Source organism: Rhodovulum viride (genome assembly GCF_003265965.1).
Lineage (GTDB): Bacteria > Pseudomonadota > Alphaproteobacteria > Rhodobacterales > Rhodobacteraceae > Rhodovulum > Rhodovulum kholense.
In genome coordinates this window covers 17,795-31,221 of record NZ_MUAV01000002.1, presented here as the reverse complement: position 1 = coordinate 31,221, position 13,427 = coordinate 17,795, and the positions used below count along the sequence as shown (strand labels likewise).

13 protein-coding genes are annotated in these 13,427 nt (G+C 67.8%); 9 read left to right on the top strand and 4 right to left on the bottom strand.

Annotation, left to right across the window (positions count from 1 at the left end; all coding sequences use genetic code 11):
- The first annotated feature begins 118 nt into the window (after positions 1-118).
- Positions 119-973, top strand: a complete 855-nt coding sequence (locus BYZ73_RS01535) for a LysR family transcriptional regulator (protein ID WP_108023988.1) — start codon at positions 119-121, stop codon at positions 971-973.
- Between the two features lie 8 nt (positions 974-981).
- Here BYZ73_RS01535 and BYZ73_RS01530 read toward each other — a convergent pair whose 3' ends face one another.
- A complete protein-coding gene (locus BYZ73_RS01530; protein ID WP_112314635.1) occupies positions 982-1,944 on the bottom strand; it encodes an NADPH:quinone oxidoreductase family protein in 963 nt (320 codons plus the stop codon).
- Between the two features lie 334 nt (positions 1,945-2,278).
- Between BYZ73_RS01530 and BYZ73_RS01525 the strand changes: the two genes are divergently transcribed.
- From BYZ73_RS01525 to BYZ73_RS01495, 7 genes are all read left to right on the top strand, one after another.
- The gene (locus BYZ73_RS01525) at positions 2,279-2,647 is read left to right on the top strand and encodes a helix-turn-helix domain-containing protein (RefSeq protein ID WP_108023984.1); all 369 of its coding nucleotides are present in this window, start codon (positions 2,279-2,281) and stop codon (positions 2,645-2,647) included.
- Positions 2,648-2,735: 88 nt separating this feature from the next.
- Positions 2,736-3,533, top strand: a complete 798-nt coding sequence (gene hisN / locus BYZ73_RS01520) for a histidinol-phosphatase (protein WP_112314634.1) — start codon at positions 2,736-2,738, stop codon at positions 3,531-3,533.
- A 3-nt stretch (positions 3,534-3,536) separates the two neighbouring features.
- The gene (locus tag BYZ73_RS01515) at positions 3,537-4,877 is read left to right on the top strand and encodes an 8-oxoguanine deaminase (RefSeq protein WP_112314633.1); all 1,341 of its coding nucleotides are present in this window, start codon (positions 3,537-3,539) and stop codon (positions 4,875-4,877) included.
- A gap of 152 nt (positions 4,878-5,029) precedes the next feature.
- Positions 5,030-6,415 (top strand): magnesium transporter, encoded by a 1,386-nt coding sequence (gene mgtE / locus BYZ73_RS01510; RefSeq protein WP_112314632.1) that lies wholly within the window; start codon positions 5,030-5,032, stop codon positions 6,413-6,415.
- A complete protein-coding gene (locus BYZ73_RS01505) occupies positions 6,415-6,966 on the top strand; it encodes a 5-formyltetrahydrofolate cyclo-ligase (protein WP_112314813.1) in 552 nt (183 codons plus the stop codon). Before mgtE ends, BYZ73_RS01505 begins: the two co-directional genes overlap by 1 nt.
- 42 nt (positions 6,967-7,008) lie before the next feature.
- Positions 7,009-7,821 carry a TIGR00282 family metallophosphoesterase gene (locus tag BYZ73_RS01500; protein ID WP_112314631.1) on the top strand — a complete coding sequence of 271 codons (813 nt, stop codon included), beginning with the start codon at positions 7,009-7,011 and terminating at the stop codon, positions 7,819-7,821.
- Between the two features lie 174 nt (positions 7,822-7,995).
- A complete protein-coding gene (locus BYZ73_RS01495; protein WP_112314630.1) occupies positions 7,996-9,774 on the top strand; it encodes an SLC13 family permease in 1,779 nt (592 codons plus the stop codon).
- 4 nt (positions 9,775-9,778) lie between these two features.
- On the opposite strand, the gene BYZ73_RS22605 is transcribed toward BYZ73_RS01495, so the two are convergent.
- Together BYZ73_RS22605 and BYZ73_RS01490 are read right to left on the bottom strand one after the other, a co-directional pair.
- Complete coding sequence (locus BYZ73_RS22605) at positions 9,779-9,955, bottom strand: hypothetical protein (protein WP_181497929.1); 177 nt, start codon at positions 9,953-9,955, stop codon at positions 9,779-9,781.
- A 48-nt stretch (positions 9,956-10,003) separates the two neighbouring features.
- Complete coding sequence (locus BYZ73_RS01490; protein ID WP_112314629.1) at positions 10,004-11,110, bottom strand: pyridoxal phosphate-dependent aminotransferase; 1,107 nt, start codon at positions 11,108-11,110, stop codon at positions 10,004-10,006.
- A gap of 126 nt (positions 11,111-11,236) precedes the next feature.
- On the opposite strand from BYZ73_RS01490, the gene BYZ73_RS01485 reads away from it, so the two are divergent.
- Complete coding sequence (locus BYZ73_RS01485) at positions 11,237-11,980, top strand: alpha/beta fold hydrolase (RefSeq protein WP_112314628.1); 744 nt, start codon at positions 11,237-11,239, stop codon at positions 11,978-11,980.
- A gap of 93 nt (positions 11,981-12,073) precedes the next feature.
- Here BYZ73_RS01485 and phaZ read toward each other — a convergent pair whose 3' ends face one another.
- Positions 12,074-13,342 (bottom strand): polyhydroxyalkanoate depolymerase, encoded by a 1,269-nt coding sequence (gene phaZ / locus BYZ73_RS01480; RefSeq protein WP_108023970.1) that lies wholly within the window; start codon positions 13,340-13,342, stop codon positions 12,074-12,076.
- Positions 13,343-13,427: the final 85 nt, after the last annotated feature.

The window sequence follows — 13,427 nt, the reverse complement described above, 5'->3', positions numbered from 1 at the left end:
TCACCTACGTTAATCTTGATGGAACGACGCCGTCCCATCATCATCCTTGATATGTATGCCGGATTGTGGTCCATTCTTCAAACGAATGATGGTTATGGTTTGAATCAGGAATCTTGATGTGGCGCGCAATCTGGACATGACCGCCCTGCGCTCTTTCGTGGCCGTGTCGGATGCAGGCGGGGTGACGCGGGCGGCGGGTTTTCTGAACCTCACGCAATCGGCGGTGTCGATGCAGATCAAGCGGCTGGAAGAGGCGCTTGACCTGCAACTGCTCGACCGGACCGAACGCAAGGTCAAGCTGACCGCCTCGGGCGAACAGCTTCTGGGTTATGCCCGGCGCATCCTCAGCCTCAACGACGAGGTCTATGCGCGCATGACCGCGCAGGAATACGAGGGCGAGGTGGTGGTGGGCGTGCCCCACGACATTGTCTATCCGGCGATCCCGTTCGTGTTGAACCGGTTCGCCCGCGATTTTCCCCGGGTCAAGGTGCAGCTGATCTCGTCCTACACGATGCGTCTGCGCGAGATGTTCCGGCGCGGCGATGTCGACATTATCCTGACCACCGAGGATCGCTGCGGCCCGACCGGCGAGACGCTGACCGAACTGCCTCTGGTCTGGGTGGGCGCCATCGGCGGGACCGCCTGGCGCCAGCGCCCGCTGCGGCTGGCCTACGAACATACCTGTATCTTCCGCCAGGGCGTGCAGGCCGCGCTCGACCGTGCGGGCATTCCCTGGGTGATGACGGTCGAAAGCGATTCAAGCCGGACCGTCGAGGCCAGCGTCAGCGCCGATCTCGCAGTCCATACCTCGGTGGATGGGGCCTTGCCGCCCTATGTCGAGCGTATCCAGCACGGCGGCGCGCTGCCGGATCTGAAGACGACCCAGATCAACCTCTATGCCTCGGACCTTGCCGACGGGCCGGTGATCGGCGCCCTGGCCGAGCTGATCCGGCAGGCCTATCGGGCGCCGTGAGGCGCCGGTCAGTGCATCGCGATCACGACCTTGCCGGTCGCCTTGCGCTGGCGCAGCAACTCCAGCCCCTCGGCCGCGCGCTCGAGCGGCAGCACATGGCTGACATGCGGATGCAGCCGGCCTTCGGCATGCCAGCGGAACAGTGTCGCCAGACTGTCGGTCAGCACCTCGGGGCGGAAGGCCAGATAGCCGCCCCAGTAAAGCCCGATCACCGAGAGGTTCTTGACCAGCAGGTGGTTGGCCTTGATCTGCGGCACCTCGCCCGAGGCAAAGCCTATGGCCAGCAGCCGCCCGTCGGGACGGCAGGCCCGCATCGCTTCGGCGAAGAGCGTCCCGCCGACCGGATCGTAAACCACGTCCGCCCCGCCAAGCGCCAGCACCGCCGCGCGCAGATCGCCCGCGTCGCTGTCGATCAGGTGGTCGGCGCCCGCTTCCCGCGCGACCTCCAGCCGGTCGGCGCCGCGCGCACAGGCGATCACGGTGGCGCCCATCGCCTTGCCGATCTCGACTGCGGTCAGCCCGACCCCGCCGGCCGCGCCGGTGACCAGCAGCGTCTCGCCCGGGGCCAGCCGCGCCTTGTGCGACAGGGCCACATGCGAGGTCCCATAGGCGATCTGAAACCCCGCAGCCTCGATGAAGCTCATGGTCTCGGGCAGGGGCAGGCAGCGCGCCGCAGGAAAACAGCCGGCCTCGGCCAGCCCGCCCGATCCGGCAAAGACCGCGACGCGCGTGCCCAGCAGGCCCGGATCGACACCCTCGCCCAGGGCGTCGACGGTTCCGGCCAGTTCCATGCCCAGGGTTGCGGGCAGGGGAGGGTGCTCTTGATAGCGGCCCTCGATGGTCAGGAGGTCGGCGAAATTGAGCCCGCAGGCCGCGATCCGCACCCTGACCTCGCCCACGGCTGGTGCGGGGCAGTCTGCCTCGGTCAGGCGGGGCCGGTCTCCGATCCGGTCAAGCTGGAAAAGGCGCATCGAAACTCCGTATAATGGTGTAGACTGACACGGCGGTAACCTTAGTGGGGCCGGGGTGGTGTGACCAGCGACCCCCTCTTTCGCAGAATGCAAAGGACACCTGTCTAAAGGTTGTTTGCGAAATGCGAAGGCGCTCTTTCAGATTCGCGACATGCAACCATTACGCGAGCTTGAGTCGCTGTACTTAACCAATTTCGTGCACTGCCCCCGGGATCGTACAAATTTAAATTGCCTTTTTTGTTACGGGTTTATTAGCAAAGTCATGGGGCGAGAGCGTTTCCCCGTTCGCTTGGCACAGGTGTTGCTATATGTTCGTCGGTAGAGGAGTTCACCAATGAAACACCCTGTAGATGTCCATGTGGGCAAACGTATCCGACACCGCCGCTGGATGGTGGGCATGACCCAACAGCAACTGGCCGAACGGGTCGGGATCAAGTTCCAGCAAATTCAGAAGTATGAGACCGGCATGAACCGCGTCAGCGCCTCCCGTCTGTGGGACATCGCCGATGCGCTCGACGTCGCGGTCAGCTTCTTCTTCGAGGGCCTCGACGGCCGCACCGCAGAGCAGGCGACCTCCGGCATGCCCGACGATCTTTTGTCGGACAAGGAGGCGCTGGAACTGGTGCGCTCCTACTATGCCATCCCCGAGAACCAGCGGCGGCGGCTCTTCGAACTGGCGCGCGTACTGAGCGACGTGGCCTGAAACCGGTGCTTGACGGACGAGCGTAGCAAGGCTAGCGCCCAAGTGGCAGGCGCATCAGCGCCCCGTCCGCAAGTCTGCCGGAGGCCGGATGAAAGATACGGAAGCCGACTCTCTGATCGAGACCGCGCATGCGCTGGCGGACGCCGCGCGCGCGGCCACCCTGTCGCATTTTCGCAGCGGGGCCCTCGGAGTCGAGAACAAGGCCGGGACGGGCTTCGACCCGGTCACGCGCGCCGATCGCGCGTCCGAGGCGGCGATGCGCGCCATTCTCGCGGACCGCCGCCCCGAGGACGGCGTTCTGGGCGAAGAGCTTGATGGCACCTCGTCCCGCAGCGGGCTGACCTGGGTGCTGGACCCGATCGACGGGACCCGCGGGTTCGTCTGCGGCACGCCCACCTGGGGCGTTCTGATCGCGCTTGCCGATGCGGGCGGCCCGATCCTCGGGATCATCGACCAACCCTATATTGGCGAACGCCTTCTGGGCGGGTTTGGGCGGGCCGAGTTTTCCGGGCCCCATGGTCAGCGCAGGCTTGCGACCCGCGCGCCGCGCCCTCTGTCCCAGGCCTCGGTCTTTTCGACCTTCCCCGAGGTCGGCACCCCGGAAGAGGGGCGCGCCTTTGCCGCGCTGGCCGGTCAGGCGCAGATGGTGCGCTATGGCATGGATTGCTACGCCTATGCGCTGGTGGCCATGGGCCATGTCGATCTGGTGGTCGAGGCGGGGCTGCATGCCTATGACATTCAGGCCCCGATCGCGGTGATCGAGGCGGCGGGCGGCATCGTCAGCGACTGGAAGGGCGGGCCCGCCCATGACGGCGGGCGGGTGGTCGCGGCTGCCAATGCCAGCATCCATGCCGAGGCGCTGGCGATCCTTTCGGCGGCGGAGTGACCCATGGGCCATGTGCTGATCCAGGGCGCCGAGCTGATCGTCACCATGGATGACGAGCGGCGCGAGTTGGCCGGGGCCGATCTGCGGCTGCGCGACGGCTGCGTGGCCGAGATTGGCACGGGCCTTGCGCCCGAGGGGGCCGAGATCGTCCGGGCCGACGGGTGTCTGGTGACGCCGGGGCTTGTGAACACCCACCATCACCTGTCGCAATGCCTGACCCGCGCGGTGCCGGGCGCCCAGGATGCGCTTCTTTTCGGCTGGTTGAAGACGCTCTATCCGATCTGGTCGCGCTTTGGCCCCGAGGAATTCCGCGTCTCGGCCCTGGTCGGCCTGTCCGAACTGGCGCTTTCGGGCTGCACCATGAGTTCGGACCATCAGTACCTCTACCCGAACGGCGCGCGGCTTGACGACACCATCGCTGCGGCGCGCGAGGTCGGAATCCGGTTCCATGCGACCCGCGGGGCGATGAGCATCGGCGAGTCGAAGGGCGGTCTTCCCCCCGACGGGCTGGTCGAGGCTGAGCCCGCGATTTTGGAAGACTGCATCCGGGTGATCGACGCCTTTCACGATCCCGATCCCGGGGCCATGATCCGGGTCGGCGTCGCGCCCTGCTCACCGTTCACCGTCAGCCCCGAGCTGATGCGCGACGCGGCGTTGCTGGCGCGCGACAAGGGCGTTCGGCTGCACACGCATCTGGCCGAAAACGATGAGGATATCGCCTATTCCCTGGACCGGTTCGGCTGCCGCCCCGGGCAATATGCCGAGGATCTGGGCTGGACCGGCGACGATGTCTGGCACGCGCATTGCGTCAAGTTGGATGGCCGCGAGATTTCACTTTTCGCACAATCCCGCACCGGGGTCGCGCATTGCCCCTGTTCGAACTGCCGGCTCGGGTCCGGGATCGCGCCGGTGCGGGCGATGCGCGATGCCGGGGTGCGGGTGGGTCTTGGCGTCGACGGGTCGGCCAGCAATGACGGCGGCAACCTGATCGGCGAGGCGCGGCAGGCAATGCTGTTGCAGCGGGTCGCGCTCGGCGCTGATGCGATGAGCGCGCGCGAGGCGCTTGAAATCGCGACCCGGGGCGGCGCCGATGTGCTGGGGCGGCCCGATTGCGGGCGGCTGGCCCCGGGCATGCGTGCGGATCTGGCGATCTGGGACATGTCGGGGATCGAGGCGGCCGGGCTCTGGGACCGGGCCGCTATCTTGCTGGCCGGGCCGAACCGGGTGCGCGATCTGTTCGTCGAGGGGCGGCAGGTGGTGCGCGACGGCCGCATCGTCACCCACGATCTTGGCAGGGCCGTGGCGGCCCAGACCCGGATCGCGCGGCGTCTGGCGGGGCTTTAACCCGCGCGACGGCCGCGCGCCTCGGCTTTCTGAAGCCTCCGGAAAGGTTTTTGGCCGATGCTCGGGCCTGAGGCCGCGCGCGGCCTGCATCCGACCTTGTTGCCTGCAACGGGCAATGGTTATGGTGCGGACAAGGCAGCGGAAAGGCAGGCATGGAAGACGAGGTCATCGACCAGGTTGAGCCCGACGAAGAGGGCTACGGTCTCGACAACCGGACGGTTGCCGCGATCCGTCTGGCCGTGGCTGCGGGCGACCGGGTGCGCCTTGGCGAACTGCTGGAACCGCTGCACCCGGCCGACATCGCCGACCTTCTGGAACAGGTCGACAGCGGCCACCGGCGCGAGATCCTGCTGCTGGGATCGAGCTTCTTCGACGGCGAGGTGCTGTCCGAGCTAGACGAAAGCCTGCGCGAGGAGGTGATCGCCTTCCTGCCGCGCGATGTCCTGTCCGAGGCCGTCCGCGAGCTTGAATCCGACGACGTCGTCGACCTTCTGGAAGATCTCGACGAACCCCAGCAGGCGGTGATTCTGGACGCGCTGGAAGATGCCGACCGGCTGGCCGTCGAGCAGGCGCTGACCTATCCGGAATATTCCGCCGGCCGCCTGATGCAGCGCGAGGTGGTGCGCGCGCCCGAACACTGGACCGTGGGCGAGACAATCGACCATTTGCGCGCCCACAAGGAGGCGCTGCCCGACCAGTTCTACCATGTCATCGTGGTCGATCCCGGCATCCGGCCGGTGGGCTATGTGACGCTTGGCAAGCTTCTGTCCTCGCGCCGGTCGGTGAAGCTGACCGAACTGTTCGAGGAAAGCTTCCGCACCATTCCCGCGACCCAGGAGGAAGGCGAGGTCGCCTATGCCTTCAACCAGTATCACCTGATCTCGGCGCCCGTCGTCGACGATGCCGGGCGGCTGGTCGGGATCATCACCATCGACGATGCCATGGCCGTCCTCGACGAGGAACACGAGGAAGACATCCTGCGTCTGGCCGGGGTCGGCGACAGCAGTCTCAGCGACCGGGTGGTCGAGACCTGCCGCCAGCGCGTGCCCTGGCTCTTGGTGAACCTCGGCACCGCTATCGTCGCCTCGCTGGTGATCGCCCAGTTCGAAACCGCGATCGCCCAGGTGGTGGCGCTGGCCGTGTTGATGCCCATCGTCGCCTCGATGGGCGGCAATGCCGGGACCCAGTCGCTGACCGTCGCGGTCCGCGCGCTGGCCACGAAGGACCTGACTGGCTCGAACGTCTGGCGCGTCGTGCGGCGCGAACTGGCCGTCGGCGTCATCAACGGCGTGCTGTTCGCACTGGTGATGGGCGCGGTTGGGGTCCTGTGGTTCGGCTCGGGCACGCTGGCGATGGTGATCGCGGCGGCGATGATCATCAATCTCGGGGTCGCGGCGCTGGCCGGTATCCTGGTGCCGGTCATGCTGGACCGGTTCGGGGTCGACCCGGCGCTGGCCTCGGGGACCTTCGTGACGACCGTGACCGATGTCGTCGGCTTCTTCGCGTTTCTCGGGCTCGCCTCGGTGGTGCTGTTGTGATCGTCGCGGCGAAGGCCGCGCTTCGGGCCGAGGCGCAGGCACGGCGCGCCGCCGTCCATGACCCAGCCCGCGCCGCCGAAGCTCTGGCCCGACTCGACGCGGTGCTGGCGCCTCATCTGGGCCGCCCCGCCGCGGGCTATCTGCCGATCCGGTCCGAGCTTGACCCGCGTCCGGCGATGGCGGCGTTGGGCGCGCACGGGCCGGTCGGGGTGCCGGTGATCGAGGGGGCGGCGCTGCCGCTGTCCTTCCGGCTCTGGACGCCGGATTGCGCGATGGAGCGGGGGTCGTTCGGCGTCTCGATCCCGTCCGAGCCGCGGCCGATGGTCCCGGAGGTGCTGATCGTGCCGCTTCTGGCCTTCGACCGGCGGGGTATCCGGCTGGGCTATGGCGGCGGATTCTACGACCGGACACTGGCGCTTTTGCGCGCGCGCGGCCCCGTTCTGGCGGTCGGGCTGGCCTATGCGGGCCAGGAACTGCCGGACATTCCGGCCGAGCCGACCGACCTGCCGCTCGATCTGATCGTTACCGAAGCGGAAGTGATCCTGCCCTAAGACACTTGCGTGCGCGGCCGCTCCGTCCTAGGGCTGACGGCCATGAAATTGCTGTTCCTCGGAGATGTGATGGGCCGCTCGGGCCGGTCGGCCGTGGCCGACCGCCTTCCGGCCCTGCGCGAGGCCTGGGGCCTCGATTTCGTTGTGGTCAACGGAGAGAACGCCTCGTCGGGGGCCGGGCTGACGCCCGCCCATGCCAAGGGGCTGCTCGAGGCCGGGGCGGATTGCGTGACGCTGGGCGATCATGCCTTCGACCAGAAGGACATGCTGGGTTTCATCGAGCAGGAACCGCGCGTCCTGCGGCCGCTGAACTTCGCCAAGGGGGCGCCGGGCAAGGGCGCGCGGCTGTTCAACGCCCGGGGCGGGCGCAAGGTGCTGGTCGCGCAGGTGCTTGGCCAGGTCTTCATGAAGCGGCCCTTCGACGACCCGTTCTCGGCCATCGAGACCGTCTTGAAGGCGCATCCGCTGGGGGGGCTGGCCCAGGCGGCAGTGGTCGACGTGCATTGCGAGGCGACGTCCGAGAAGATGGCACTGGGCCATTATTGCGACGGCCGCGCCAGTCTTGTCGTCGGCACCCATACCCATGTGCCGACCGGCGACGCCCAGATCCTGCCCGACGGCACCGCCTATCTGACCGATGCCGGCATGTGCGGCGATTACGATTCGGTCATCGGCATGGACAAGGCCGAACCGATGCGCCGCTTCATCACCGGCATGTCGAAGACGCGCTTTACTCCGGCCATGGGCGAGGCGACCCTGTCGGGCGTCTATGTCGAGACCGACGACCGCACCGGCCGCGCCACGCGCGTGCGCATGATCCGCCAGGGCGGACGGCTGGAGCAGGCCGCGCCATGACGGCAGCCCCTTGCGGGCCGACCGGACGCCCTCGGGGCGATCTTTCCTGCGACGGCGCGCGGCCGGGCGGAGCAATCCGCGTTGGCCGCCGCGACCTTGCCGACCCGGGCCGCATCGCTTGCCGAGGCCGGGCCGGGCGCACATACTTGTCCTGAAGCCAGTGAAGGGCCGTCGATGATCCCGCTTTCGCTCCCCCCCACCGGCATGGCGCTGCTGGCGCTGGCGGTCGTGGCCGCGATGTTCGTGGCCTTCGTGCGCGAACGCTATCCTGCCGAGGTGATCGCGATCTGCGGCGCCACGGTGATGCTGGTTCTGGGCATCCTGCCCTACGAGGATGCGCTGCGGGTGCTGTCGAACCCCGCCCCCTGGACCATCGCCGCGATGTTCCTGGTGATGGGGGCGCTGGTTAGGACCGGCGCGCTTGACTGGGTGATCCATGCCGCCGAGCGCGGCGGCAAGCAGAAGCCCAGGCGCGCCATTGCCACGCTGATGGGTTTCGTGCTGATCTCGTCCGCCTTCGTATCGAACACGCCGGTCGTGGTGGTGATGCTGCCGGTCTTCGTGCAACTGTCGCGCAGCCTCGGGGTCTCGGCCTCGAAGCTTCTGATCCCGCTCAGCTATGCTGCGATCCTCGGGGGCACATTGACGCTGATCGGCACCTCGACCAACCTGCTGGTCGACGGGGTGGCGCGGGCCCAGGGGCTGGAGCCCTTCTCGATCTTCGAGGTGACGCCGCTGGCACTGGTACTGGTCGCCTGGGGGATGATCTATCTGCGCGTCTTCGGGCGCCGGTTGCTGCCCGCCCGCGACAGCATGGCCGACCTTCTGTCCGACAAGTCGAAGATGAAGTTCTTCACCGAGGCGGTGATCCCGCCCGACAGCAACCTGATTGGCCGCGAGGTCACTGGCGTGCAGCTGTTCAAGCGCGAGGGCGTCCGGCTGATCGACGTGATCCGGGGCGACGAGTCGCTCCGGCGCAATCTTGGCGGCGTGACGTTGCAGACCGGCGACCGGGTGGTGTTGCGGACCCAGGTGACCGAATTGCTGTCGCTGCAGCGCAACAAGTCGTTGCGCCGGGTCGATCAGCTGTCGGCGGTCGAGACCTCGACGGTCGAAGTGCTGATCTCGCCCGGCTGCAAGATGATCGGACAGACGCTGGGCTCGCTGCGGCTGAGGCGGAAATTCGGGGTCTACGTGCTGGCCGCGCACCGGCGGAACCAGAATATCGGGCGCCAGCTTGACGATCTGGTGGTGCGCGTCGGCGACACCCTGCTGCTGGAGGGCGCGCCCGCCGACATCAAGCGGCTGGCCGCCGATATGGGGCTGGTCGACATCACCCATCCCTCGGGCCGCGCCTATCGCCGGACCCAGGCGCCCATTGCCATCGGCGCGCTGGTGGGCATCGTGGCGCTGGCGGCGCTGGGTGTCGCGCCGATCCTGATGCTGGCGGTGGCAGCGGTCGCGGTGGTGCTGGCGGCGCGCTGCATCGATGCCGAAGAGGCCTTCACCTTTGTCGAGGGCCGCTTGCTGGCGCTGATCTTCGCCATGCTGGCGGTCGGCGCGGCGCTGGAAGCCTCGGGTGCGGTCAAGCTGATCGTCGACGGGCTGGCGCCCTATCTGGCCGAACTGCCGCCCTTTTTCGTGGTCTGGGCGGTTTACCTTCTGACCTCGGTGCTGACCGAACTGGTCACCAACAACGCGGTTGCCGTCGTCGTGACCCCGATTGCCGTGGGGCTGGGCCATGCGCTTGGCGTCGATCCGCGGCCGCTGGTGGTGGCGGTCATGATCGCCGCCTCGGCCAGTTTCGCGACCCCCATCGGCTATCAGACCAACATGATGGTCTACGGCCCCGGCGGCTACCGCTTCACCGATTTCCTGCGCGTGGGGATTCCGCTGAACCTGACCATGGGTCTGTTGTCGGCGTTGCTGATCCCGCTGCTGTGGCCCCTGTGAGCGGTCAGGCGGTGGCGGCCAGATGCAGCGCGAACCAGATCGCGCCGGCCAGCGCCAGCGCCCAGCCGTAGCCGGCCGTCACCCAGACGAGGATCAGCAGCACGAAGAAGGCGAAGAAGCCTGACACCAGAAAGGCGCGGAAGAAGGTGTCGGCGGCGGGGCGATCGGGGCGGTCTGTCATGCCGACAGACTGCCACGAATCGGCGGACGATGGGTAAACGTGGGGGCCTCAGCCCCGGGCGGCCGCCAGCGCCTTCGGCAACTCCTCGGCCAGCACTGCCAGCTGGTCCTCGGGGCCGGCCGCGATCCGGATGCAGCGGTCGAGCGGCGCCACCCCCGGCATCCGGGCGAAGACATCGCGCAGGGCCAGTTCGGCCAGCACGCGCCGCGCGAAATCGCCGTCGGCGCCGCAATCGACCGTCACGAAATTGGTGGCCGAGGGCAGAGGGGTCAGCCCGTTGGCCTCGGCGATCCGGGCGATCATGGCGCGGCCCTCGGCGACCTGGGCCTTGACCTCGGCCAGCCAGGCGGTGTCGGCCAGCGAGGCCAGCGCCCCGGCCTGGCTGATCCGGCACATGCCGAAATGGTTGCGCACCTTCTCGAAGGCGGCGATCAGCGGCGCCGAAGCGACGGCATAGCCCACCCGCGCCCCGGCCAGCCCGTGGATCTTGGAAAATGTCCGGAACCGGATCACCCGCGGGTCCTCGGGGTCGATGGCGGGTGCGGTGCCGTCGGGGGCGAATTCGACATAGGCCTCGTCCAGCACCATCAGCGTGCCCTCGGGCACCGCCTCGATCATCGCCTGCACCCGACCGGCCGGAAGCCAGGTGCCCATCGGGTTGTCGGGGTTCGACAGATAAACCAGCTTGGCGCCCAGCTCGGCGGCCTTGCCGATCAGCGCGTCCGGGTCTTCGTGGTCGTCGCGATAAGGCACCTTGTGCAGCGCGCCGCCGAAGCCCACGACATGGTAGTTGAAGGTCGGATAGGCCCCTTCGGAGGTCACCACCGCGTCGCCTGGCCCGACCACCAGCCGCACCAGATAGCCCAGCAGCCCGTCGATCCCCTCGCCGACCATGATGCAGTCGGGCGCGACCCCATGCGCCTCGGCCAGCGCCAGGCGCAGCTCGTGGTTCTGGGCGTCGCCGTATTTCCAGACCTCGCGCACCGCGGCCTGCATCGCGGCGACCGCCTTCGGCGAGGGGCCGAAAAGGCTTTCATTGGCGCCGAGACGCGCCCGGAACGGCCGACCGCGGCCGCGCTCCAGCGTTTCGGGGCCGACGAACGGCACGGTGGCGGGAAGGCTGTCGACGAGCGGGGTGAAACGGGGTCCAGTCATGGCCGGAGAAAACTCCAATTCGGCGGTCTCCGCAAGGCCCGCGGCCCCGCCGGGCCTTGCCTCGGCCGGGCCGCGCGCCTAGCGTCCGGGCGCAGAAAAAGAAGACCGCGAAGGAGGCCGGGACCGATGACCGAACCGCAGATGCTGACCACGCCCGAGGGCCGCCGTCTGGCCTATCACCGCAGCGAAGGGCAGGGGCCCGGCATCGTCTTTCTCGGTGGCTTCATGTCGGACATGGAGGGTACCAAGGCCGCCCATCTCGAAACCTGGGCGCGGGCGCAGGGCCGCGCCTTCCTGCGGTTCGACTATTCCGGCCATGGCCAAAGCTCGGGCCGTTTCGACGAGGGCGCCATCGGCGACTGGGCGGCCGATGCCCGCGCCGCGCTCGAGGTGTTGACCCAAGGGCCGCAGGTGCTGGTGGGCTCGTCGATGGGTGGCTGGATCGCGCTTTTGCTGGCGCGGGCGCTGCCCCATCGCGTGGCGGGCCTGGTCGGCATCGCCGCCGCGCCCGATTTCACCGAGGACAGCATGTGGGCCGGGTTTTCCGAGGCCCAGCGGCATGACCTGATGACGGCGGGCCGGATCCAGATCGCCTCGGCCTATGCCGACAGCCCCTATGTCATCACCCGCCGCCTGATCGAGGACGGACGCCGGAACCTCGTGCTGCGCGCGCCCCTCGCGTTCAACGTACCGGTGCGGCTCCTGCAAGGCACCGCCGACGAGGATGTGGACCTCAGCGTCGCGCTGCGCCTGCTCGACCGGATCGAGGCGCCCGATCTTCGACTGACGCTGGTGAAGGGCGCCGATCACCGCTTTTCGACGCCCGAAACGCTTGCCCTGATCGAGACGGCCATCCTCGAGGTCACCTGACCGTTCGCGCGCGGGATCGGCGCTTCGGGTCTTCTTCTTGGTCCAAATACCCGCGCGCCGCAGGCGCCCGCGCCCAGCGGGCGCGGTCCCGCGTCAGACCGATTTCAGATGCGCCCGCGCCGGTTGCGGATCGCCCGAATTGGCGTCGATGAAGTCCAGCACCAGCGGGCGGATATTGTTGCGCCAGCTCTTGCCCGCGAAGATGCCGTAATGGCCCGCCCCGGGTTCCAGATGGCTGGCCTTCTTGTGCGCCGGCAGCCCGGTCAGCAGGTCCAGCGCCGCGATGCACTGGCCGGGCGCCGAGATATCGTCATTGGCGCCCTCGACAGTCTTGACCGCGACATCGGTGATCGCCGCGATATCGACCTTGCGCCCGTCGACCGAAAAGACGTTCTGCGCGATCTCGCGCCGCTTGAAGACCCGGTCGACGGTCGAAAGATAGAATTCGGCGGTCATGTCCATCACCGCCAGATACTCGTCATAAAAGCGGTTGTGCTTGTCGTGATCGCCCGACTCACCCTTTGCCGTGCGCAGGATCTGTTCGGAAAAGGCGCGGGTGTGGCGGTCGCCGTTCATCGACATGAACGACGCGAGTTGCAGCATGCCCGGATAGACCAGCCGCCCGACCCCCGCATACTTGAACCCGACCCGCTGGATCACCAGTTGTTCAAGCTGGCCCATCGTGACCCGCCGGCCGAAATCGGTGACGTCGGTGGCCGCCGCATCGGGGTCGATCGGCCCGCCGATCAGGGTCAGGGTGCGGGGCTGGGCTGCAGGGTCTTCCCCGGCGAGATAGGCCGTCGCGGCCAGCGCCAGCGGCGCGGGCTGGCAGACCGCGATGACATGGGTGTCGGGGCCGAGATGCTTGAGGAAATCGACGAGGTACAGCGTGTAGTCCTCGATATCGAACTTGCCCTGCGACACGGGGATGTCGCGGGCATTGTGCCAGTCGGTGATGTAGACGTCGCAATCGGGCAGAAGGCTCGCCACGGTCGATCGCAGCAGGGTGGCATAATGCCCCGACATCGGCGCCACCAGCATCACCCGGCGCCGCATCTGCGGTCGGCCATGCACCTTGAAATGGATCAAATCGCCGAACGGCCGGGTCACGCATTTCTCGACCGAAACGATATGGTCGCGCCCGTCGGCACCCACCACGGTGTTGATGTTCCAGTCGGGCTTTGCCACCATGCGGGCGAAGGTGCGTTCGGTGACCTCGCCCCAGGCGGCGACCATCCGGAAGAGCGGGGAGGGAACCATGGCGACGGCCGGATAGGACCCCAGCGCGCGGGCGGTAGCTCCGAACCACTGGTTCGTGTTGCGCGCGGTTTCCATCAGGTCGTAGGTCGTCATGAATTTCATTCGCCACTCCATCTGCGATGGTATATCGGGGGCCGGCCACAACGGTCGGCTGGGCGCCCATGCTGCATCTGCGAAGGTTAAGGGG

Excerpts from the sequence above, each read along its gene's own strand:
- mgtE (WP_112314632.1), top strand. The coding sequence starts at position 5,030 with ATGGAAGACGAGGTCATCGACCAGGTTGAGCCCGACGAAGAGGGCTAC.
- BYZ73_RS01500 (WP_112314631.1), top strand. The coding sequence starts at position 7,009 with ATGAAATTGCTGTTCCTCGGAGATGTGATGGGCCGCTCGGGCCGGTCG.
- BYZ73_RS01525 (WP_108023984.1), top strand. The coding sequence starts at position 2,279 with ATGAAACACCCTGTAGATGTCCATGTGGGCAAACGTATCCGACACCGC.
- hisN (WP_112314634.1), top strand. The coding sequence starts at position 2,736 with ATGAAAGATACGGAAGCCGACTCTCTGATCGAGACCGCGCATGCGCTG.
- BYZ73_RS01495 (WP_112314630.1), top strand. The coding sequence starts at position 7,996 with ATGATCCCGCTTTCGCTCCCCCCCACCGGCATGGCGCTGCTGGCGCTG.
- BYZ73_RS01530 (WP_112314635.1), bottom strand. The coding sequence starts at position 1,944 with ATGCGCCTTTTCCAGCTTGACCGGATCGGAGACCGGCCCCGCCTGACC.
- BYZ73_RS01485 (WP_112314628.1), top strand. The coding sequence starts at position 11,237 with ATGACCGAACCGCAGATGCTGACCACGCCCGAGGGCCGCCGTCTGGCC.
- phaZ (WP_108023970.1), bottom strand. The coding sequence starts at position 13,342 with ATGAAATTCATGACGACCTACGACCTGATGGAAACCGCGCGCAACACG.
- BYZ73_RS01490 (WP_112314629.1), bottom strand. The coding sequence starts at position 11,110 with ATGACTGGACCCCGTTTCACCCCGCTCGTCGACAGCCTTCCCGCCACC.
- BYZ73_RS22605 (WP_181497929.1), bottom strand. The coding sequence starts at position 9,955 with ATGACAGACCGCCCCGATCGCCCCGCCGCCGACACCTTCTTCCGCGCC.
- BYZ73_RS01515 (WP_112314633.1), top strand. The coding sequence starts at position 3,537 with ATGGGCCATGTGCTGATCCAGGGCGCCGAGCTGATCGTCACCATGGAT.